Here is a 20,387-nt window from a genome sequence, read left to right on the forward strand (position 1 = left end):
TAGAGCTGGCTTTTTTATTGGAAGAAATTTGGTATGAGAGAAGTTAAACCAACACAAAAGCCAGTTCCAAGCAGTGATATCAAAGACCTTTTCTTTAACTCAGGATTGTTGGATATATGGGCCACATCACTAGAGCATAAATATATTGACCGTTTTGGCAATTGTCATTTAACAGCGGCGGGAATGGAATGGTTATTCAAAGAGTTAGTCGAGAAATTCAAAGTCGATATGAATACCGCGATTGTCGCAGCTGGTTACATTACTATTGATAGTTTTCAGAAGGGTGCTGATTTACCAAATAATGAATTAACTCAACGTAATCACATTCTTCGTGATGAAACCACAGGTGAATACTTCCGATGGGATGGTGATTTACCTAAACAAGTTCCAGCAGGCTCAACTCCACAATCGACAGGCGGTATCGGTAAAGGAGCTTGGGTTAGTGTTGGTGATGCGAGTTTTCGCTCTGATGTTAAAAATGGAGATGGTTCATTAATCGGGCTCGATCATGGGACACTAAAAGACGCGATTAACTATGTTACCCCTGAGATGTTCGGTGATACAAGCGGTGATGCCTATGATGCGCTACAAAAAGCATTATCAAGCCCTCTACCATGCAAGCTCTCTGCAAAAACTTATCGAACCTCTAAGCCACTTTACTATGATTCAATGAAAGTGATAGAAGGGGCAGGGGAAGACCTAACACAAATAGTTAAATACACCAACAGTAAATCAGGCTTGGGAATTATAAACATCAACGGAAAGCCGATGAACTATGATGTAGATGCGGTGTTAATTGCAAGAGCAAGCGATCAGAATTGGTATAATAAATTCACTCAATTGTCTGGTTTCACTCTTGTTCGGGAAGGTGATATTGACGATGTAAAAGAAGCTTTTGGCTTGTACGCTCCGTTAATCTGCCAGAACGCTTATAGCAATATCCGCGTTGAAGGTCAATGTACTGGTATTTTTACTGTCGATTACTGGATGTTGTCATGGATTCGTGTTGAATCATTTTGCGATGCTCCTTGGGTGTTAGGAAATGAAGATACACCGTGGGTTGCTAATGGCACATCTAATGTATTTAACGCTTGCTGGGCGCACTCTGCAAAAGGAGATAACTACGCTTGGGATATTAGAAATATCATGTATTCAGAGATGATAGGTGGCGGCACTGACAAAATAGGCTCTGATGGTAGTCCTTGCGCAGGAATGATGCGATTCAAAAACTCACGAATGACGTTGAGTAATGTCGGTGGAGAAAAAATACATGCGACTCGCTTGGTTCGTGCCACAGACGGTTCTATCATTACTCTTAATCAATGTGACTTCTTTAATGTCTACAATAAATATGCGCCTGAAACTATTACATGGGATAACGTGAATGTATTATTTCAGGCTGTCGGAAATTCAACAATTATTTTTGACGGCACGGGCGTTAATGCAATATATGACTTTGATTCAGGTTTACCAAATATATCATCACTCGCTTATGCTGTAGATAGAAGTAAGATATTTTGGAAAAATAATTCAAGATCTAGACCATTGCTTCAGGAAATCAGAAGGTCAGCGGGGGATAGAAAAACTAAATACGGCATAACGTGGGCAAGTTCTTCTAAAGTACAAATACATACTGAAGGGATTTTCATTGAAGATGAATCTGATGGAACTAATCAAAATCTCAATACCGATGTTAAAGTTATTGAAAATATACATTCAACATATAGAGCACTTCAAACATCTTCATTTATAGAATCAAAGCCTTTTGAACTGAATGGCGGCAGCTTGGACTCGTTGAGAACTAAAGGAAACATGTCATTTCATAGTTCACATGCAGCTAACAACACTATTGCAAATGGATATCCTCTTGCCGGAGGTGCTTATTTTATAAATCAGACTAGTACTGGTGGTATCGGTCTAAACACAAGGACAATACAAGAGGCAATAAGAACTGATGATACAGAAATTGTAACTAAGTGGATAAGAAGGGCTGAATGGGGTAAGCCATTTAGTAAGTGGTATAGATATGGACTTAGTTAAAGTTAATCTCGATAGATTGGTGAAGCTGCGCCGAAATTGTGACACAAAAATGAGAGGATTTGTGCATGGGGCATATTTGGGGCAAAAAATTACCGCAAATGAACTCGAACTATCCAGCAGTTCTAAATCAGCTTGCGGTAATTGTCTGTATTTCCACGCTGTAACTCGAATATGCTAGCCTACTTGTTTGTATGCCGTCATATTATGTCTATGCCTGTGTGATTTAGCTATCAGTTTGAATATGATAAATTGATTGCCTTGCTATTACTCTTTTGGGGAAGTGGTGGGGCATTTTTATTGCCAATAATAATCAGTTCGCATATTGTAATTAGGTACTAAAGCATAGGAAGAACAGTATGAAACAAATTATTGATAAGTGTTTTGTTATGGTTTCATTCGTGATTGTTGGGTTATCATTTGTATTTGCTGGCGGGCTTCCGTTTGATCCAACTGAGAAAAACAGTCAATTATAACTATAATGGATTACAAAATTTGCAAGCTGCGTAATGCGGCTTTTTTGTTATCTTAAATCCTACTTTATATATTGTTGTGAGTCATCAATACTCATTTTATCAACGAAATATCAAAATAATAATTTAGAACACTGAAAAGTATTGGTATGATCAATAAGTACATATACTTAGTATTTTATGCGAGAAAAACACAAGCAATCATTATGAAATTAATTACCGCACTATTTTGCCTTTTTTTAATTACAGGCTGTACATTCACGCCTTCCTTTGAACCTAATAAATCAACATGGCCTAAACCACATAAAGACACCCGTTCATCGGAACAAATAAAAGCCGATAGAGAAGCGGTTCATGAACAACAGCGAGCTGTAATGAGAGGTGAAAGACCGGATTACGGTGTTTTTGATAGGTACTAAGCATGACAACGCATATTATAGTGAGATAACTAACTGCTTAATATTTATAATATTATTGGGTTAAATGATATCTATATTATCTACAATTAATGCGTGAAGTATTGGTGTGGCAAATGGATTGCAAAAATAATATTTGCCATTTGGTTATAAGTGTGGCTTAATATGCTCACTGGTTTGGAAGTACAGGCCTATTTATGTTAGTCAGTTTTAAGATGTTCACCATTAAGCGTTATCTCAGATACCACTTCATTGCGAATTCCTTCTAATTAATTCCCATAAGTACCACAAGAAACAAACCGCAACATGCCTTATGGCAATTTTAAAAAATTAAAGGAAATTCTATGTCTAATACAATGACTGGTTCAGTAAAATGGTTTAACGATGATAAAGGTTTTGGCTTCATTACACCTGCAGATGGCAGCAAAGATGTATTTGTTCATTTCTCTGCAATTCAAAGTGAAAGCTTCAAAACTTTAGCAGAAGGCCAACAAGTTACATTCACCATTGAAAATGGTGCGAAAGGCCCAGCAGCAGCTAACGTTATCGTAAAATAACGATAAACTAAAAGCTAAGAATTCAAAACCTCGCCAAGTGCGAGGTTTTTTCGTTTTAACTCTGTGCTATTTTCAATAAATACTGTATGAATATCATAAAAGTTGTTTGATAAAATAATTTGCGCCATCACGAATTGCTTCATCTGAAATTTGCATCATGCGTGAGTAATGTAAGAAGGCATGCAAAGTACCTGGGTACATTTTATATTCACAAGGCATATTGTTAGCGTCGAGTGTTCGGAATAAAGCCAAGCTATCATCTAATAGCGGGTCAAATTCCGCACTAGCAATAAAGCAAGGTGGGATGCCGTAGGTTAAGTCATTATTGAATAAGCAGTAATAAGGGGCACTTCTATCACCATTTTCCCCGAGATAGGCATTATCATAATTTTCTAAGTCTTCTTTTTGTAACCCATCCCATTCCCCACCATATAGCTGTCGGCTGATTGAATCCTGCAAGCCATAAAGCCCATACCACAATAAAACGGATTTAATATTAGCATTTTCTATAATGTTATCTCGTAACCAAAGGACAGATGCAAGAGATAACATTGCGCCAGCTGAGTCACCTGCAAAGCCAGTTTGTTGCATATTGATATTATGCTGTGCGGCATTTTGTTGATAATACTGATAAACGGTGGATATTTCTTCAATGGCTTGGGGGTAGCGAGCTTCAGGGGATAATGAATAATCAACTCCAATAACTGTACAGCCCGAATATAGTGCCAGTAAGCGCATAATACGTTCGTGAGTCTGTAAATTACCTAAAATAAACCCACCGCCATGGAGATAAAATAAGGTGGCTGATGGGGATTTAATCGGCTGAAATAGTCGAGTCAAAATATTGCCATATTGAGTTGGTACTTGAATATCGTAAATATTGTGCATCATTGGTGCTTCTGCATTCCAATATTTTCTATCTTCTATATACGCTTGTCGCATTCCGTAATAGCTGGTGTCAATAGGGGATGGGGATGGGTTTTCTGCATAAAATTGCATTACAGACTGCATTTCAGGTGAAATGTGGTCTAACACATTAATTTTATTTTTCGGGTTCATTATGCTCTCCTAGCTGGATGGTTTCCATTGTAAAAGAGAGACATAATTAAGTTGTGATCCTGTTAGCCAATATTAAAATGTCCTACGTTTTAATAGAGTCGGGTTTAGGAATTTATTGGTACTTCAATTTATATACCAAGCGGTGAAACAGTCACCGGTTGGTATATATACCAGTTTTAGTCGAGGTAGCTAATATTTAAGGATGGCGGTAATCATCATTTGGCTGCTCTTTGTATGGCTTCGCCACCTGCTTCGATATCCTCACCAACACCTTTGGTGGTATTGCATGCGCTTAAAGAGAATACGACAGCTAATGAACATGCTAAAAAACAAATTTTTTTAATCATATCTTCTTCCTTTCGTTAGATTCAATTGCAGGTCATAAGATATTTCTTGTTTAAGTATAACAGAAAAATAAGAATACACTTTTAAGCCCCCATAATTTTATGGGTTGATAATGCAAATTCTACTAGTCCATCATTCTTTTTTGTCTGTATTTTTGGATTAACAAGCTAGATTATTGATTATTAAAAGTGAATTATACTAAAATTTAAAAGGTAGGGTTTTAGATATCTTTGATAAAAGCGGGATGCAGAAAAATCCGAATTACATAATGTAATTAAATTAATGAATATAGGAGGGGTCGATATTTGACCAGTTACATAAGCTTGGTTAATATAAAATAGAGTTTAATCTTAGGATATTATCATTTTATTAACAATATTGTCGTTATTATATTTGTAAGTGTAAGTAAGAATACTTAAAGTGCTGTCTGATTAATTATTAGTTAAATCAAAATGTTATATCTTGCCGCTGGGGAAATTTAATGTAATATCGAATTCGTTTGAAATTCCCTTGGTTTCATTGATTTATTTAAACCGCCACATTGGCGGTTTTTTTTAGCCTTTATCCGATGAGAACTTTTCAAATAGCCAAAGTCCACTCTTCTTCATTGCAAAACCAAATAACACACCGATGAGTAATGATTGAATAGTCACCAACCAAGCACCTTCAGTGGCAAAAATAGTACAGGTACCGACAAACGTACCGGGTATATAAGAAAGCCACTGTTTTTTCGCTTGTATACACATCAAAAAGGCAACTATACCGGTAACAAAGTACCCTACAAAGTGAGGTAATTGTTGCAGGTAGTCACCGCTATGCAGGATCACTAAACCCCAAAATACGCCGCTACAAACAGTTAATGTGGTCACACCTAGGCCTTTAAGCCCATTTTTAGGGTAAGCGAAATAAGCCGTACAGCCTAAAAAGCCTGCCCAGCCGATTAACCCTAAGCTATCTGCAACCCAAGCCCATACTCCAGAGAGAATGGCGGTTGTTAAAGAAAGACAAAATAGTAATTTCACAATATATACTTTACGTTATGGTTATTTATTAATAATGCTGTTAATAAATGATTATCTGTAGCCTGTTCATCAGTGACAAAACCATCAGTGACAAAAACCGAGCTGCTACAAAATCAATTCATCATAAAGTGAAGTTGTAACGATTCAGCTATATTATTATTCGAGAGCCTTCTAGGGGTTTTAGGTATTGCTAGAGGGGTAACTGATTAATAATATGATGGTTATCTGTAACTGTCGTGACTCTGGGGCTGTATAAAGCAGAGCATTGTATAGAGCCAGCGGAAATCTGGCAATGAGTATACGCTGAATTATATGTTTTAACTTTATCTTATTGATAATGATTAATTATATGTGAATCTCGTGTTAAACAAATCACTTGAAATTTGAAAATCAATTTGTGAGTGAGTTACTGGTTGACGGTTTTTTTACTTTAATTTAACCCCTTCCCCCTGTAGCATAAAGTAAATTGGCGAGTGAGGTGAGAGTATGAAATGGATGATAGCTGGGACTGCTGCGCTGTTGCTGATTGGGTGTGATGATACATCGACCGCACCATTTGGCTTAAACTGGGGTCAAAGTATGGATAGCATCAGCTTTATTAAGGCGGGGGATTGCCAAGTAAGTGGCAGTAAAACTGTTTGCACTTTTGGGCAACAAAAGCCGTTTAATGATTGGAGCTATGAAAACCAACTCACTTTTGATGGCGGTGTACTCATTCAAGTTGCAACAACACTTGTTGGGGTCGAGGATTATGCTTCACCCAAACCCGATTTTGCTAACTTTCAACAAAAGCTAGAAAATGAAATGGGCTATTTGACAAAACTGGGCTTTAACTCGCAAATTGCCAGTGAAGTTCTCACTCAATGCCAGTCTGAAACCAGCTGTAATAAAGTGAGTGAGTCATCGAACACGCGTATCGGCATGTCTAACCTTTGGGTTACTATTAACTCAACACCAATCGCGATTGTGACTTATCACCAAGGTTAATTTTAACTCAGAGATTGTTAATTTAGATATTGGCCGATTAAGGCAATTAAAAATAGTACCAATATATCATTGGTACTATTGGTTAATGTTATATAAATAATTTATAAGGTTATATGAAAAATAGGCGTTAGAGAGTTACCAACCGAAGGCGACACCTGCTCCGATAACGGCAGCATCTGAATTGTTCCAAGAAACAGAACTGCGTAAGTTGATATTTTCTTTTAGTTGATATTGAGCCCCGGCAGCGATCGCTGAGCCATTTTTGTAGTTCCCCACGCCAACCCCGGCACTAAAGCGGGTATTTGTTGCGTAAGGGATATTGCTCATTGCAGCAACGGATGCAATACCCGCATTTGCTTCTTGGGCACGCTTATCTATTTTGCTATCAAGCTGGCTGACCCCATGGTCAAATTTATTTTCTAACTTTGTGAATTTAAGTTCGTTCGCTTTTTGCGTTTTTGCGGCATCACTTTTTAGGGTCTTGATTGACGAGGTATTTCCAACGACTTTTTTATCGAGATCCTGAATGTTAGTATTTAATTGTTCAGTGACTTGGTCGGCTGCATTTACACCAATTAATGCACCTTGCACATATAATTCGACTTCTTTTAATTTTGAGTCAAATGCATGGTGTTTTTTTTCTCTATCTTTGTTTATTGAGGTAACTTGGTCATTAATTAAATCAGTGTTACTTTGTATTTTTCCAGCGTTTACATTGTAATAATCAAGTATAGAATTATCTACGGTATCTCGTAACTTTGCTAACTCATTTCGTATATTCGTAGTTTCTGATTTAAGCCTATTGTTATTATTTTTCTTTAATCTATTAATGCTATTATTAAAACTTGAATCCATCTGGCTTATTTGGTTATCAATATTATTGATTCTTTCATTAATACCAACAATGCTTTTAACGTTGTTTTTGATGTCATATGCGTTGATATCACTTAATGTTGGTGCGGGCTTTGAAAATGAAGTGTTGGCTGCTGCATTATAAGACAAACCGCTGAGTAATATAGCCACTAAGTGACGAGCTAATGCTTTCTTTTCCATGTGTTAATTTCCGTATTATTTAAATTATTATCTAAAGAAGAGTGAAGAGGGGATTTGTTTTTCTCAACTTATTTATAATAGGGTCATTTCTCTGGCGGGTAAAATCGATTTTTTAAATTATATTTGTTCGGAATATTCGTGTTTGACTGGAATAAATACAGTGCTATCTATTTTACACATGGAATATAGGGTTGCTTATTTGAATGAATTATAAAATACAATGCTTATTATTTTTTATGTATTAATTCAATTAAAAATAACTTCAATGTGGCCTAAATATATTCTGATGAGGAAACTGTAAAATGCAAAAATAGTAAAACGTTAAAATAGTATAAGCAAAGAAATGCCATCAGAGGGTGAAGCTAAAAATGGCAGGAAGCCAACAAAGGAGCAGCATTTTTTCTATTTTAGATGTTTTTTTTCAAATAACGTGTTATTTTTCTGTAAAATTTTATGTGTCTTGTGTTGCTTAAGCAGATAGGTTAAGTAGGCTAGCGCTAATTTATTGATGTTTAAAGTAAAATTATCTATCTGGTTAATAATGCCACTTTTTGCATGTTGTTGATGAAATAGAAAGACGATAATATTTTGTCTGTTCGCCATACTTCACTGGCAGGGCTGTGACGGCAGTTAGCGGCTTTAAAACCGTGGTTATTGCATGTTGTCACTGTAGTTTAAAGTATTTTGAATTATTGATATTTGAATAAAAGCAATCGAATTTATAGGGTTTAAATTATGGCAGTAAGAGAAATTATTGAAATTCCAGATGAACGACTGCGCATTAAATGCAGCCCAGTGACAGATTTCGCTGCAGTACAAACCTTAATCGACGATTTGTTAGATACCATGTACAGCACCGATAACGGCATTGGCCTCGCTGCTACGCAAATTGCTGAAACTAAATCCATTATGGTGATTGATATTTCAGAAAACCGTGATGAGCCGATGGTATTTGTTAACCCTGAGATTGTCGAAAGTGAAGGGGAAACTAGCTACCAAGAAGGCTGCTTGTCAGTACCGGAGATCTACGCGGATGTAGAGCGTTTCCTGCGCGTTAAAGTGAAAGCGTTCGATAGGCACGGTAAAGCGTTTGAAGTGGATAGCGACGAGTTCTTAGCGATTGTCATGCAACATGAAATCGACCACCTACACGGTAAAGTGTTTCTCGACCATTTGTCTCCGTTAAAACGCAATATGCTGTTGAAAAAACTGAAAAAGCAGCAACGTTTAAAACAGCAACAGTAGGCTGTAATCCGAAAGGGAAGAGGGTGTCAGGTTTGTTGGCCTGACACTTAAATTCATTCCATGGGGCGAACGACTAACGGGGTGTCTGGCTCATCAAATTGGCCATAGCTATTATTGAGTACCCGTTTTTGGTCTAATTGCTTAATTTCTTTGCTTAAAAAGTTTAAATGCTGTTGTAAATATTCTTTAGTAACACGTTCATTTTCGATAATTTTATGCAGTAACTGAATAAACTCTTCAGTGATGGGCTGCTGTTGTTCGAACGCTTGCGTTAACTCGGTGAGGTTTTCCACCGCAAGGACATATTCTGTCTCTCGGGAGACCAACGTCTCCCATTCCCCGGATTGCGCTAAGGCAACTAAATTTTCACTTAATACTAAGACATTACGGTATATTTCTTGTAAATCGATAGGATTTTTATTGTCCACCTGATTATCTTTCATCCACATTTGCACCGATTTGTTGCCACGCAGAGGCGATATCGGAGAGTAACTGGTAAACTTCTTGGACATAAGCCACGTTGTTTTCGAGGTTGGCGCGAAGTAACTGCATTGTCATGTACTCATACAAACTTGCTAAATTTTCTGCAAGTTCGCCGCCAGCTTCATAATTTAACGACTGCTTTAACCCAGTGTCAATGATGTCGATAGCTTTTGAGATTTCTTTACCTTTTTCCGCCACCTTACCTTGCTGCATAAAAATCTCCCCGCGTTTTAGGGCACTTAGCGCCCCTTTAAACAGGATTTGGATCAGTTGGTATGGGGTCGCGTTGGTGATTTCACTCTCCAAATCGACCTGCTGATAGGCTTGCTGTGCGTGTCGTTGATACATGTTTTTAACCTAAAAGTATTAGCCTAATAATCGGCCTAATGAATTACTGGTGCTGTTCAGTGACGTCATCATTTTGTCCAAGTTTTGGAACTGACGGCGGTGTAAATCCATGGTGTTTTCGATTTGTTTATTGGTCTGCTCAATACGTTTGTCTAAGCTTTTCTTTTTCTTTTGGATACCATCGGTGGCGTTGTGCAGCGTGCCTTCTTTGCTGTCCAAGGTGTCTTTCAAGTAGTTAAAGTTTTCAGTACCAAAACCGGTTTCTTTACCGTCACCAGCAAAAAATACTTTGACGCTCGATGGGTTTTCTTTGAGCACTTTATCCAGCACTTTATTATCAATTTCTAAGGTGCCATCCAGTTTTTGCTTAATCCCCATTTTGCTCAGAGTGTCGATGTCCCCACTTGCTTGAGGAGCCCGAACTTGCGTGCGCAGGGTGCTCTGGATCATGCGTAAAGTGGAATCACCAATCAGTGGACCATTGGTTTTATCTGGCGCGGTGCCTTTTTCCGTTGGCGTGTATTTGGTGAGTTCTTTGGCTAATGTTTGGAATTCGTTATAGGCATCCACCCACGCTTTAATTTTACCTTTGGCGGGTTCGATATCTTCAGAAACGATTAGGTGGTCGGCTTTACCGTCTTCGCTTTCTTTTTTCAGCGTTAAGGTTAAACCGGGAAACAGGTCTTTGGCTTCATTGGTTTGTGACTCTAATTTGAAACCATCGATTTCCAGTAAGGCGGTTTGTGGGGCTACTTTTTGCACCATACCACTGGTGTCGGCATTTTTTAAGGTGACCTTACCATCCGCATCAATTTCAGACTCAACATTAAGAATAGCAGCCAGTTTGTCATCGCCTTCCACATTGATGCTAATACGGTTTTCACTACCTTCTTTTTTAGAAGTGACAACAAGGTGGTAAATATTGTCTTTGTCTTTAATGACCGATGCGGAAACGCCTTTATCGGTTTTATTGATGGCATCTGCAATTTCAATCAGTGAGGTGTGCTCGTTATCCAATTTGATAACGATTTTATCTTTATCTTCTTTCTGTGATGGTTGCGTGATGGTAATCGTTCGCTCAGGTGCACCATTGCCCAGCAATTCTTTATTGCTATTGTTAGGTGTGCCTTTAGTGGCGATAGTTTGCGCTTTTGCTAACTGAGTGACTAACACATCATGTACACCCGCTACCGCTTTGCCGTCAGTTTTCACATCAAAGGCTTTATATTCACCATTGACTTTAGTGGTACTGATATCGCCGTATTTCTTTAAATCTTCAGCCGCTTTTTTGAGTTTTTCTAAGGACGATTGCATTTTGCCAAAGGCGCTAATTTGCGCATCATAACTGGCTTTTTGCGTGGTCAGTGGCTCTAAACGACGGCGCTCCATCGCTTCTAACTGGTCCATTTGGACGTTTAAATCTAAGTTTGACCCGATACCGAGTGTGGATATTCCTGCCATGTTCTCTCCTACGCTATGTCAGCGACATAAATCTTGAATATAAAAACTATTTAGACTGATATCGGCCAAGGGGAGCAAAATTTTAGACTATTCTGAAAAAGAGTGATGGGAGGATCTGACACTGGAAAGGTAGGTAATTATCCCTATTGAAATTAAATAATAAGAAAATTAATAAAAATTAATGGATGTGTTAAAAATGAAAGTGTTAAAAATAATGGCACAAAAGCGGGCTGTAAAGCCTTTTCCAACCTTACAGATAAAAATTTTCATCAAAAAGCCTAAAGGGGACTTTTTTGTAGCCGATAACCTAGTTGCTGACGAAATTCATCAAGTTAAGCATTTTGGCTTAACGCATTAATTTGAATAATAAGGATCACATCATGGCACAAGTTATCAACACTAACATTTTGTCTCTGACGACTCAGAACAACTTAAACCGTTCACAAGGCGTACTGGGTACTGCAATTGAGCGTTTATCTTCCGGTTCACGTATCAACAGCGCAAAAGACGATGCGGCAGGCCAAGCGATTGCTAACCGTTTTACCGCAAACGTCAAAGGTTTAACTCAAGCAGCGCGTAATGCTAACGACGGTATTTCTATCGCACAAACTGCGGAAGGTGCAGTTAACGAAATCAACGATAACTTACAACGTATTCGTGAGCTGACAGTTCAAGCAAGAACGGGTTCAAACTCAGACTCTGATATTACCTCGATTCAAGAAGAAGTAGATCAACGCTTAGCAGAAATCAATCGTATTTCTGAACAAACCCAATTTAACGGTGTTAAGGTATTAAGCAAAGATAGCTCACTTAAAATTCAAGTGGGTTCTAATGACCATGAGGAGATAACCTTAGATCTTAAAAAAATCGATAGTTCAGTATTAAAAATAGATAATTTGAACTTAACTAAAAAAGGTATTATTGGTAGCCAAATTAAGAACTTTGACGAAACTGAAGTTAAAGGTCAGGCAAAAGTTAATGAAGTTAAATATAGTGTCACTACAGATCAAGACGTTTTTAAAGGTAATGTTGAAGGTGAATTCTTTGTTCATGATACTGGCAACAATAAATATTATAAGATTACGACAGCTGATTTTGATGCAACAAGCGGTAAAGTTTTAACTGCTAGTTTAACTTCTAAAAATGAACTTGCTGGGGCTCCTACTGGCTTGGGAACGGCCCTTACAGACAAAGCTATTATTGTTGAAGCTAAAGATGAAATAGATGCGCAAGCAAAGATAGATTTAGATAAAGGTGATGAGTTATTTCAACACGTAAAAGATGGAACTGTTCAAACAGATACGTTTTTATTAAAAAGAGATGGAAAATTTTACGAAGTTAATAGAAATGATTTTGATGCGTCAACTGGTAAATTGAAAGATACAAAAGAAATAAAAGAAGCAGATGCTAAAGTTTTAGATATAAAAGATGAACCTTTAGCTAAATTGGATGAAGCACTAAAAACTGTTGACTCATTACGTTCTTCTTTAGGTGCTATCCAAAACCGTATGCAGTCTACCATCAACAACCTGAACAACTCTGTTAACAACTTAAGCGCAGCACGTAGCCGTATTCAAGATGCTGACTTCGCAACAGAAGTTTCTAACATGAGCCGTGGTCAGATCCTGCAACAAGCAGGTACTGCTGTGTTAGCACAAGCTAACCAAGTTCCACAAGGTGTTTTAAGTCTGTTACGTTAATTTAGACTTGTATTCCTGATTAAAGGCCAGCAATGCTGGCCTTAGACTACCGACAAAGCCCTAACTTATTCGTTAGGGCTTTGTTTTACTAATATAAGTATAAATAACAAGCTAACCAATAGGTTAAAAAAACCTTCTAAGACAACCGAATTTAAATAACCTTCAATATGCTCCATAACGACCCGTCCTAGTTTTTTCCTTGCCAATTAGGGTCAACAGCAATACCCACAATTTCAAAATTACAGACACCATCCCCAATAACTCGACCTATAACAATTGATTCCCTAAAATTATCATTGTAATTCAATGGTATATAGATTTTCCATTACAGTTCACTTCTTACCTAAACACATAATTAATGTCGGTTCGATCACATTAATTAACTATTCTTGTGATCATCTCAATCTAATTATGGTGTACTAGGTATACAAAATTATCTAGGGGATTACTATGAATACAAGTCTAAAAGGTATTTATTCTGCACTGTTAACGCCATATCGCAGTGATGAAAGCATCGATGAAGCGTCTTTACGGAATTTAGTTCAATTTAATATGCGACTTGGGGTTGATGGCCTATATGTGGGGGGATCAACAGGGGAAGCATTTATTCAATCTGTTGATGAACGTGCAGAAATTCTAGAAATAGTAAAAGACGAATCCGCAGGGAAACTAAAACTCATTGCCCATGTCGGGTGTATTAGTACTAAAGAAAGTGAATACTTAGCGAACATTTCATCAAAGCTTAAATATGATGCAGTCTCTGCGGTAACGCCGTTTTATTACCCGTTTGGATTTGATGAAATTGCAGAACACTATAAAAATATTATTAGCTCAGCAAATGGCTTACCAATGATTATTTATAATATTCCTGCTTTAAGTGGTGTTAAATTAACACGTCAGCAGATCCTAGATTTACTTAATCTAGATAAGGTGGCAGCGATAAAGCAAACATCAGGTGATTTATATCAACTTGAACAAATAAGAAGGGATGCGCCAAATAAAGTTATTTATAACGGCTATGATGAAATATTGCTGTCTGGCTTAGTTGCAGGTGCTGATGGCGGGATAGGAAGTACATATAACATCATGGGGGCGAGATATTGTGCAATATTAAAAGCCTTCAAAGAAGGTAATATTACCAGAGCAAAACAACTTCAATCAGATTGTAATGAAGTCATTGATACATTAATTGAAGTGGGTGTTTTTAAAGGATTAAAACAAGTCCTTAAAAATATGGGCGTTATCGAAAACGCGATATGTAGAAAACCATTTAGCCCGATTAACCCAAAACACCATGAAAAATTAACGTTAATTAGTGATACTCTTTCTAAAGAGCTAAACCTTAAATAATAACTACATTAATAATGAAAGGTGTTGAAAAACACCTTTCTGAGGTTATCTTTTATGTTAAATAAAATAGAACTACCTTGGTATAAGCAATTAACAAAAACGCAGTGGAAAGCATTTTCGGCAGCTTGGATAGGCTATGTGTTAGATGGTTTTGACTTTGTCATTATCACGCTAGTATTAACAGAAGTAATACAAGAATTTGATTTATCTACAGTACAGGCAGCAAGCCTGATTAGCGCAGCATTTATTTCTCGATGGTTTGGGGGCTTAGCTTTAGGGGCGCTTGGCGATAAGTATGGTAGAAAGATAGCCATGGTCACAAGTATCTGCCTATTTTCGGTAGGGACATTAGCTTGTGGGTTAGCGCCAAGCTATACGGTACTTTTTATTGCACGGCTTGTCATTGGTTTGGGAATGGCTGGGGAATATAGTTCCAGTGCAACCTATGTGATTGAAAGTTGGCCTCAAAAAATGCGAAATAAAGCCAGTGGCTTTCTTATTTCTGGTTTTGCGGTTGGTGCTGTTGTTGCGGCTCAGGTATATAGCCTCGTTGTTCCTATATATGGCTGGAGAATGCTTTTTTATATTGGTATCTTTCCTATTATATTTGCACTTTGGCTTAGAAAAAACATTCCTGAAACTGAAGACTGGATAAAACACCAAGCGAATAGCACGAATATGCCAACAATGGTAGGGATCCTCTATAAAGGGAAAAATAAATATATAAATGTTGTATTAACAGTTTTAGCCGGCGCTGCTCTTTACTATTGTTTTAGTGGGAAGGTTGACTCATCACTTATTATTATTTTATTGGGTATTTTGGTTTCGATTGTCTTTATTAGTTTTATAGTTCAGAGTAATGGAAAGCGATGGCCTACAGGGTTGGGTTTAATACTTGTTGTGCTTTCAGCGTTTTTATATTCTTGGCCTATACAATCGTTATTACCGACTTATTTAAAAACAGACCTTGGTTATACCCCCGCCAGTGTCGCTGATTTACTTTTTTTTAGTGGATTTGGCGCTGCTATTGGTTGTTGTGTTGCTGGCTTTACCGGTGATAAATTCGGGACGAGAAAGGCATATGTCTATAGTTTATTACTGTCACAGCTCTTTATTATACCGGTGTTTGCTATTGGCGGTGAGAGCTTATGGTCGCTAGGTATTTTAATATTCTTCCAACAATTATTTGGTCAGGGTATTTCAGGTTTATTACCTAAGTTGGTTGGTGGTTATTATGATACGGACCAACGCGCAGCAAACCTGGGCTTTATCTATAATGTTGGCGCACTCGGTGGTGCATTAGCACCGATAATCGGCGCATTAATCGCACAAAATCTCAGTATGGGGGTTGCATTAGGATCGCTGTCTTTTGGCCTGACATTCATTACTATTCTGGTGATTGGTTTTGATCTCCCATCGAGACTACAAAAAGCAATTTACCCTGAATATCTTAGAATGAATGATGCAGTTGATGGTAAGCCTTTTACTGTTGCTATTAACTACGCTGAAAAACTAGAAAAGAATAAATAATATGATATTACAAAAATATGAGAATTTAATTAAGTCTAATGTGTTGCCTATATCAGTCAGAGAATTACTTTCTCAATATACGATAAACGACTTAAAGCGACTCAATGATGGTTTTTACAGTTTTGATGGCATAAGTTCTGATGACATAAATTTAACGAGAAAAGCATTGACAACCGAACCTAAAGAAAAACGTGTAATTGAAATGCACTCTAAATATATTGATATTCATATTCCATTGTCTGGGGACGAGAGAATATTACTCTCCATTGATGATAATATTAATAATATATGTTTTGCATCCTCTGAAAAAGAAGATTACAAATTATTCAAATATATGGATTTTGAAAAAGAAATTATATTAAAAACTGGCGATGCTTTAGTTATTTTTCCAGGCGAACTTCATGCCACCCAATTAGAGGTAGGTAAATCAAAAGAACTCTCTAAAGTTATTATCAAAATAAGGTATGACAAATTTTATTGATTTTCTGAAATGGCTATTTTGATTGTGTTTATGAAAAAAAAGGGATGTGTTATAATTATTCCTAATAATTTGATTATTAGGGAGATAAACAATGACATCGCCAAACAATGAGAAAAAACACAACATAAAAAGGCCCGTTAAACGGAGAAAGTTATCAGATGTTATTGAAGAACAATTAGAAAACATGATCCGACAAGGTGAATTAAAAGAGGGGGAGCGTTTACCCTCTGAGCGAGCTTTGATGGAAATGTTTGACGTTGGGCGCCCATCAATACGCGAGGCGATTGCCGGTTTAAAGCGCAAAGGGCTGGTCCAATTATCAAATGGTGAAAGGCCGATAGTCACAACCCCATCAGCGGACACCTTAGTCTCTTTGATGTCTGGCGCTGTTAAGGATTTATTGACTCAACCTGATGGTATTCGATATTTCGAACAGCTAAGGGAGTTATTTGAAATTGGTATTGTTAGGTATGCTGCGGAACATGCAACAGAGGCGCAAATTAATGAGTTATATGATGCTTTAGTTTTAAATAAGGACTCTTTAGAAAATCATGATAAATTTGTTTATACGGATATAGCGTTTCATCGGGTTTTAGCATCAATTCCTAATAACCCATTGTTTTTATCTATTCATTCCGCATTATTAAAATGGTTAATAGAGGCTAGAATTAGGTTTAATAATACAGAGAAAATGATAAAAAATAATACACGAAGCTATCATGAGCATATTGCTATTTATGAAGCGATTAAAAATAAAAATGTTATGGAAGCTGAGCGTGCAATTAAGATACACATAGAAAATGTGTTTGAGCATTATTACCCTTAGCCGATAACTAAATTCAGTGAGGAATGCATGTTAAGTATTGGTATCGATATTGGTGGTACTAAAATAGAAGTTATTGTAATTAACGAATGTGGAAATGTTATTCATAAGGAACGGTTCAAAACGATTAAATCGAGCTATGATAACTTTTTAAACTTATTAATTAAAATAATAAAAGATACCACTTTACTGTATAGTGAAGAAATGAGTTTGGGTATTTGTCTCCCTGGAAATTGTGATGTTGAGACGGGTAAAATAAGAAACTCAAACATATTGGTTATTAATGGTAGGACGCTACTCAGTGATTTAGAAAGCAATATACCTATTCCTATTTCAATAAGTAATGACGCAAATTGTTTTGTGCTTTCAGAGCAAGTTGATGGTAACGCATCAAACTGTCAGTCTGTTTTTGGTGTTATTTTAGGAACTGGATGTGGCGGTGGCTATGTCGTACATGGCAAACTACTCAACGGTATAAATGCATGTGCAGGTGAGTGGGGGCATAACCCTTTACCGAGTTACTCATTTGAAGTTGATGGCGAAAGTACGACTTGCTACTGCGGTAGAATAAACTGTATTGAATCGTTTATTTCGGGAACCGGTCTTGAGAGACAGTATTTATCAAGAACAGGGGAACACTTAAAGTCATATGAAATAATAGAATTGATGAGGGCGAATGACTCTGATTCGCTAAAGACTTGGGGTTTATATAAAAATCAATTACACCGGTGCCTAGCATCCATTGTTAATATGTTAGATCCCGAAACCATTGTACTGGGAGGCGGTTTGTCAAACGTGCCTGAAATAATGTTGAATATTAACCAGTGTGTTGGCCAATATGTGTTCGGTGGTATTTGTAATACTCATTTTGTCACCGCTAAGCACGGGGACTCAAGTGGAATTAGAGGCGCTGCATGGATGGGGCTCCAACTTTATCAGCAAAAAAGAAAACGTTAAATATTAAGCATCTTAAAACTAATATTGCATCCGAAGACGCCACAGCCCACAAGTAATTAAAGGGCTGTCATATAATCATGGTCGTTTCAGGTTTATTCTATATGAGTTTTAGCGCTGACTTTGGCACAGGCGCAGATGAATATATTCAATGACAAAATCACCTTTCAATAAAACAACTCCTCTCACTTGTATTACCAGTAAAACTCCCTAAAAATTGTGTTAAAACAATCATTAACGTTGTGGTTATTCAAATTTTACCTATTTAGGATAAGGCAAATAAAGCTATATTTAGTGCCTTACTCTACGGATTGAATTCAAAACCAACACAGATAATGAATACCTTTTATAGAGCTTGAAGGGTGATTCAGGTTGTGAGTGATTTGTATACTGCCGAAGGTGTGATTAATAAAAATAGCCTATGGGAGCGTTATTACCCTCTAATACGCCATGAAGCCCTGAAACTGCAAGTCAGACTACCCGCCAGTGTTGATATCGACGACTTAATTCAAGCGGGGGGCATCGGTTTACTGCATGCATTGGAACGTTTCGATGTGACCCAAGGGGCGTCATTTGCCACTTATGCGGTGCAAAGAATTCGGGGTTCGATGCTAGATGAACTGCGTAGCCGTGACTGGGTGCCGCGCAGTGTGCGTCGCCAAGCGCGTGAAATGACCAAAGCCATTGGTGCGCTGGAACAATCGTTAGGGCGAAGTGCGACTGAGCCGGAAATCGCCAAAGCGCTGGATATTGACCTTGCGGAGTATCGCCAAGCATTACTGGACACCAATAATAGCCAACTGTTTTCTTATGATGAGTGGCATGAAATTCATGGGGAAAGCTGTGAGCCGCAAATGGATGAGGACGATGGCGGTAACCCGTTGAGTCTGTTGTTAGATTCCAGCTTGCGTGACCAAATTGCGGCGGCAATAAATCAGTTACCAGAACGCGAAAAAATGGTGCTGACGCTGTATTACCAAGAAGAGCTGAATCTGAAGGAGATTGGGGCGGTGCTGGAGGTTGGGGAGTCGAGGGTGAGTCAGCTTCATAGTCAGGCTATTAAACGTCTCCGCGGCCGCCTCAGATAGATGCTCGTCATACTTCGCATTGTGGGGGTGTCGACTGCGCTCGGCTACTCGGGTCACATACTTGTGTATGCTCCCCGAGATATCCTCTCTGGTCTTCTACCCACAAACCGAATTATTTAGAGCATCAGTATCGAGTACTTTTAAAGCTTATTTAAATTTGTTTTTTTATTATAGGATAAATTGCTTAATGTGTTGATATTTAAGGTTTTTCATGCTTTAAATATATCACTGATTTCTAGACTTATGTCTGCTCCGGCTTTCTACCAACAATACGAATTATTTAGATCATCCGCATAGGGATATTTTAAGGCTTATTCAAATTTGTTTTTTCTACTATATTTCTACGCTTTTAACGATGTTACTTTCTATTATTCATCCAGCTCTGCCGATCTAACCAAAAAATTCTCTGCCGTGGTGTGCCATGCTCTTGGGGATTGGGTGAAGCCCAGTTTTAAATATTCGGTGAGGTTGCTGTCGGTGGAGAAAAATAAAATTTGGCAGTCGGCGGGGAGTTCTTCAGCGACGAGGCGCATTAATTGGCGGTCGATGCCGTGTTTTTGATACTGAGTATCAACGGCCAGTTCGCAGATATAACAGCAAGAACTAAAATCCGTTACCGTGCGGACAAAACCGACCACCTGTTCCTCATCCCATGCACTAACTAATAAGTCCGCGTTATTTAGCATTGCATCCAATTGAGTAAGGTTATCGGTTGTCACCATTTCTTTAAATGGTGATTGGCGAATCAATCGAACAAAATCCTCAATAGAGATGGCAAAGTTGACTTTATAGTTCAGGCGATTGGCAAGCGCATCCATAGAGTTCCCCTATTAATCAAACTACCCTCTTATAGGTTTAGCCTGAAATAGCGTAAATTTCCTGTTTTTTGTGGAATTTTATCATGGCCTAGCTATTCCAATTAGTGCGTAAATGTCCTAAGTTAAATTCAAGGTAGTCGTGATGTTTAGCCCAACA

Annotated in this window: 21 protein-coding genes; 13 read left to right on the forward strand and 8 right to left on the reverse strand. The window is 37.8% G+C overall.

Features of this window, described 5'->3' with window-relative positions; genetic code table 11:
* Window positions 1-33: 33 nt before the first annotated feature.
* The 3 genes from PSF67_RS18555 to cspE all read left to right on the forward strand — a co-directional run bounded on the left by PSF67_RS18555 (window position 34) and on the right by cspE (window position 3,483).
* Window positions 34-2,040, forward strand: coding sequence for a hypothetical protein (locus tag PSF67_RS18555; protein ID WP_272677439.1), 2,007 nt, complete (start codon window positions 34-36; stop codon window positions 2,038-2,040).
* Between the two features lie 676 nt (window positions 2,041-2,716).
* Complete coding sequence (locus tag PSF67_RS18560) at window positions 2,717-2,929, forward strand: AAA family ATPase (RefSeq protein WP_102139631.1); 213 nt, start codon at window positions 2,717-2,719, stop codon at window positions 2,927-2,929.
* A gap of 341 nt (window positions 2,930-3,270) precedes the next feature.
* A complete protein-coding gene (gene cspE / locus PSF67_RS18565; RefSeq protein WP_102139626.1) occupies window positions 3,271-3,483 on the forward strand; it encodes a transcription antiterminator/RNA stability regulator CspE in 213 nt (70 codons plus the stop codon).
* 93 nt (window positions 3,484-3,576) lie between these two features.
* Here the strand turns inward: cspE and aes are convergent, their stop codons facing one another.
* From aes to PSF67_RS18580, 3 genes are all read right to left on the reverse strand, one after another.
* A complete protein-coding gene (gene aes / locus PSF67_RS18570) occupies window positions 3,577-4,542 on the reverse strand; it encodes an acetyl esterase (protein WP_195698509.1) in 966 nt (321 codons plus the stop codon).
* A gap of 215 nt (window positions 4,543-4,757) precedes the next feature.
* Window positions 4,758-4,889: an entericidin A/B family lipoprotein gene (locus PSF67_RS18575; protein WP_004255580.1), complete on the reverse strand. Its 132-nt coding sequence runs from the start codon at window positions 4,887-4,889 to the stop codon at window positions 4,758-4,760.
* 552 nt (window positions 4,890-5,441) lie between these two features.
* Entirely contained in the window at window positions 5,442-5,909 is a 468-nt protein-coding gene (locus PSF67_RS18580) for a DUF1097 domain-containing protein (RefSeq protein WP_102139322.1), read from the reverse strand.
* A gap of 486 nt (window positions 5,910-6,395) precedes the next feature.
* Here PSF67_RS18580 and PSF67_RS18585 point away from each other — a divergent pair, with 486 nt between their 5' ends.
* A complete protein-coding gene (locus PSF67_RS18585; protein ID WP_239979037.1) occupies window positions 6,396-6,896 on the forward strand; it encodes a hypothetical protein in 501 nt (166 codons plus the stop codon).
* A 135-nt stretch (window positions 6,897-7,031) separates the two neighbouring features.
* On the opposite strand, the gene PSF67_RS18590 is transcribed toward PSF67_RS18585, so the two are convergent.
* Window positions 7,032-7,949 carry a YadA C-terminal domain-containing protein gene (locus tag PSF67_RS18590; RefSeq protein ID WP_272677442.1) on the reverse strand — a complete coding sequence of 306 codons (918 nt, stop codon included), beginning with the start codon at window positions 7,947-7,949 and terminating at the stop codon, window positions 7,032-7,034.
* A 735-nt stretch (window positions 7,950-8,684) separates the two neighbouring features.
* Between PSF67_RS18590 and def the strand changes: the two genes are divergently transcribed.
* A complete protein-coding gene (gene def, locus PSF67_RS18595) occupies window positions 8,685-9,194 on the forward strand; it encodes a peptide deformylase (protein ID WP_102139319.1) in 510 nt (169 codons plus the stop codon).
* Window positions 9,195-9,247: 53 nt separating this feature from the next.
* On the opposite strand, the gene fliT is transcribed toward def, so the two are convergent.
* Genes fliT through fliD form a run of 3 tightly spaced genes read right to left on the reverse strand, consistent with a single transcriptional unit; the run spans window position 9,248 to window position 11,486 of the window.
* The gene (fliT, locus tag PSF67_RS18600) at window positions 9,248-9,637 is read right to left on the reverse strand and encodes a flagellar protein FliT (protein WP_102139318.1); all 390 of its coding nucleotides are present in this window, start codon (window positions 9,635-9,637) and stop codon (window positions 9,248-9,250) included.
* The gene (gene fliS, locus PSF67_RS18605; protein WP_004909969.1) at window positions 9,627-10,025 is read right to left on the reverse strand and encodes a flagellar export chaperone FliS; all 399 of its coding nucleotides are present in this window, start codon (window positions 10,023-10,025) and stop codon (window positions 9,627-9,629) included. Before fliS ends, fliT begins: the two co-directional genes overlap by 11 nt.
* 18 nt (window positions 10,026-10,043) lie before the next feature.
* Window positions 10,044-11,486 carry a flagellar filament capping protein FliD gene (gene fliD / locus PSF67_RS18610; RefSeq protein ID WP_210848468.1) on the reverse strand — a complete coding sequence of 481 codons (1,443 nt, stop codon included), beginning with the start codon at window positions 11,484-11,486 and terminating at the stop codon, window positions 10,044-10,046.
* A gap of 196 nt (window positions 11,487-11,682) precedes the next feature.
* On the opposite strand from fliD, the gene PSF67_RS18615 reads away from it, so the two are divergent.
* The 8 genes from PSF67_RS18615 to PSF67_RS18650 all read left to right on the forward strand — a co-directional run bounded on the left by PSF67_RS18615 (window position 11,683) and on the right by PSF67_RS18650 (window position 19,412).
* Entirely contained in the window at window positions 11,683-11,844 is a 162-nt protein-coding gene (locus tag PSF67_RS18615; RefSeq protein WP_195698512.1) for a hypothetical protein, read from the forward strand.
* A gap of 22 nt (window positions 11,845-11,866) precedes the next feature.
* Window positions 11,867-13,186 (forward strand): FliC/FljB family flagellin, encoded by a 1,320-nt coding sequence (locus tag PSF67_RS18620; RefSeq protein WP_272677443.1) that lies wholly within the window; start codon window positions 11,867-11,869, stop codon window positions 13,184-13,186.
* Window positions 13,187-13,636: 450 nt separating this feature from the next.
* A complete protein-coding gene (locus tag PSF67_RS18625) occupies window positions 13,637-14,536 on the forward strand; it encodes an N-acetylneuraminate lyase (protein ID WP_272677444.1) in 900 nt (299 codons plus the stop codon).
* Window positions 14,537-14,590: 54 nt separating this feature from the next.
* Entirely contained in the window at window positions 14,591-16,066 is a 1,476-nt protein-coding gene (locus PSF67_RS18630; RefSeq protein WP_272677445.1) for an MFS transporter, read from the forward strand.
* Window position 16,067: 1 nt separating this feature from the next.
* Complete coding sequence (locus PSF67_RS18635) at window positions 16,068-16,547, forward strand: YhcH/YjgK/YiaL family protein (protein ID WP_272677446.1); 480 nt, start codon at window positions 16,068-16,070, stop codon at window positions 16,545-16,547.
* Between the two features lie 91 nt (window positions 16,548-16,638).
* Window positions 16,639-17,373 (forward strand): transcriptional regulator NanR, encoded by a 735-nt coding sequence (gene nanR / locus PSF67_RS18640; protein ID WP_272677447.1) that lies wholly within the window; start codon window positions 16,639-16,641, stop codon window positions 17,371-17,373.
* Window positions 17,374-17,400: 27 nt separating this feature from the next.
* Window positions 17,401-18,327, forward strand: a complete 927-nt coding sequence (locus PSF67_RS18645) for an ROK family protein (RefSeq protein ID WP_272677448.1) — start codon at window positions 17,401-17,403, stop codon at window positions 18,325-18,327.
* A 371-nt stretch (window positions 18,328-18,698) separates the two neighbouring features.
* Window positions 18,699-19,412, forward strand: a complete 714-nt coding sequence (locus PSF67_RS18650; protein WP_166266941.1) for an RNA polymerase sigma factor FliA — start codon at window positions 18,699-18,701, stop codon at window positions 19,410-19,412.
* A 368-nt stretch (window positions 19,413-19,780) separates the two neighbouring features.
* Here the strand turns inward: PSF67_RS18650 and PSF67_RS18655 are convergent, their stop codons facing one another.
* A complete protein-coding gene (locus PSF67_RS18655; RefSeq protein ID WP_102139313.1) occupies window positions 19,781-20,230 on the reverse strand; it encodes a GNAT family N-acetyltransferase in 450 nt (149 codons plus the stop codon).
* Between the last annotated feature and the right edge of the window lie 157 nt (window positions 20,231-20,387).

It is taken from the genome of Providencia sp. PROV076, assembly GCF_028483405.1.
In the GTDB taxonomy this organism is placed as follows: domain Bacteria; phylum Pseudomonadota; class Gammaproteobacteria; order Enterobacterales; family Enterobacteriaceae; genus Providencia; species Providencia huaxiensis.

What these genes read in the sequence shown, in the direction of transcription:
- PSF67_RS18555 (WP_272677439.1), top strand. Translation starts at nt 34, where the DNA reads ATGAGAGAAGTTAAACCAACACAAAAGCCAGTTCCAAGCAGTGATATC.
- PSF67_RS18560 (WP_102139631.1), top strand. Translation starts at nt 2,717, where the DNA reads ATGAAATTAATTACCGCACTATTTTGCCTTTTTTTAATTACAGGCTGT.
- cspE (WP_102139626.1), top strand. Translation starts at nt 3,271, where the DNA reads ATGTCTAATACAATGACTGGTTCAGTAAAATGGTTTAACGATGATAAA.
- aes (WP_195698509.1), bottom strand. Translation starts at nt 4,542, where the DNA reads ATGAACCCGAAAAATAAAATTAATGTGTTAGACCACATTTCACCTGAA.
- PSF67_RS18575 (WP_004255580.1), bottom strand. Translation starts at nt 4,889, where the DNA reads ATGATTAAAAAAATTTGTTTTTTAGCATGTTCATTAGCTGTCGTATTC.
- PSF67_RS18585 (WP_239979037.1), top strand. Translation starts at nt 6,396, where the DNA reads ATGAAATGGATGATAGCTGGGACTGCTGCGCTGTTGCTGATTGGGTGT.
- PSF67_RS18590 (WP_272677442.1), bottom strand. Translation starts at nt 7,949, where the DNA reads ATGGAAAAGAAAGCATTAGCTCGTCACTTAGTGGCTATATTACTCAGC.
- def (WP_102139319.1), top strand. Translation starts at nt 8,685, where the DNA reads ATGGCAGTAAGAGAAATTATTGAAATTCCAGATGAACGACTGCGCATT.
- fliT (WP_102139318.1), bottom strand. Translation starts at nt 9,637, where the DNA reads ATGAAAGATAATCAGGTGGACAATAAAAATCCTATCGATTTACAAGAA.
- fliS (WP_004909969.1), bottom strand. Translation starts at nt 10,025, where the DNA reads ATGTATCAACGACACGCACAGCAAGCCTATCAGCAGGTCGATTTGGAG.
- fliD (WP_210848468.1), bottom strand. Translation starts at nt 11,486, where the DNA reads ATGGCAGGAATATCCACACTCGGTATCGGGTCAAACTTAGATTTAAAC.
- PSF67_RS18615 (WP_195698512.1), top strand. Translation starts at nt 11,683, where the DNA reads ATGAAAGTGTTAAAAATAATGGCACAAAAGCGGGCTGTAAAGCCTTTT.
- PSF67_RS18620 (WP_272677443.1), top strand. Translation starts at nt 11,867, where the DNA reads ATGGCACAAGTTATCAACACTAACATTTTGTCTCTGACGACTCAGAAC.
- PSF67_RS18625 (WP_272677444.1), top strand. Translation starts at nt 13,637, where the DNA reads ATGAATACAAGTCTAAAAGGTATTTATTCTGCACTGTTAACGCCATAT.
- PSF67_RS18630 (WP_272677445.1), top strand. Translation starts at nt 14,591, where the DNA reads ATGTTAAATAAAATAGAACTACCTTGGTATAAGCAATTAACAAAAACG.
- PSF67_RS18635 (WP_272677446.1), top strand. Translation starts at nt 16,068, where the DNA reads ATGATATTACAAAAATATGAGAATTTAATTAAGTCTAATGTGTTGCCT.
- nanR (WP_272677447.1), top strand. Translation starts at nt 16,639, where the DNA reads ATGACATCGCCAAACAATGAGAAAAAACACAACATAAAAAGGCCCGTT.
- PSF67_RS18645 (WP_272677448.1), top strand. Translation starts at nt 17,401, where the DNA reads ATGTTAAGTATTGGTATCGATATTGGTGGTACTAAAATAGAAGTTATT.
- PSF67_RS18655 (WP_102139313.1), bottom strand. Translation starts at nt 20,230, where the DNA reads ATGGATGCGCTTGCCAATCGCCTGAACTATAAAGTCAACTTTGCCATC.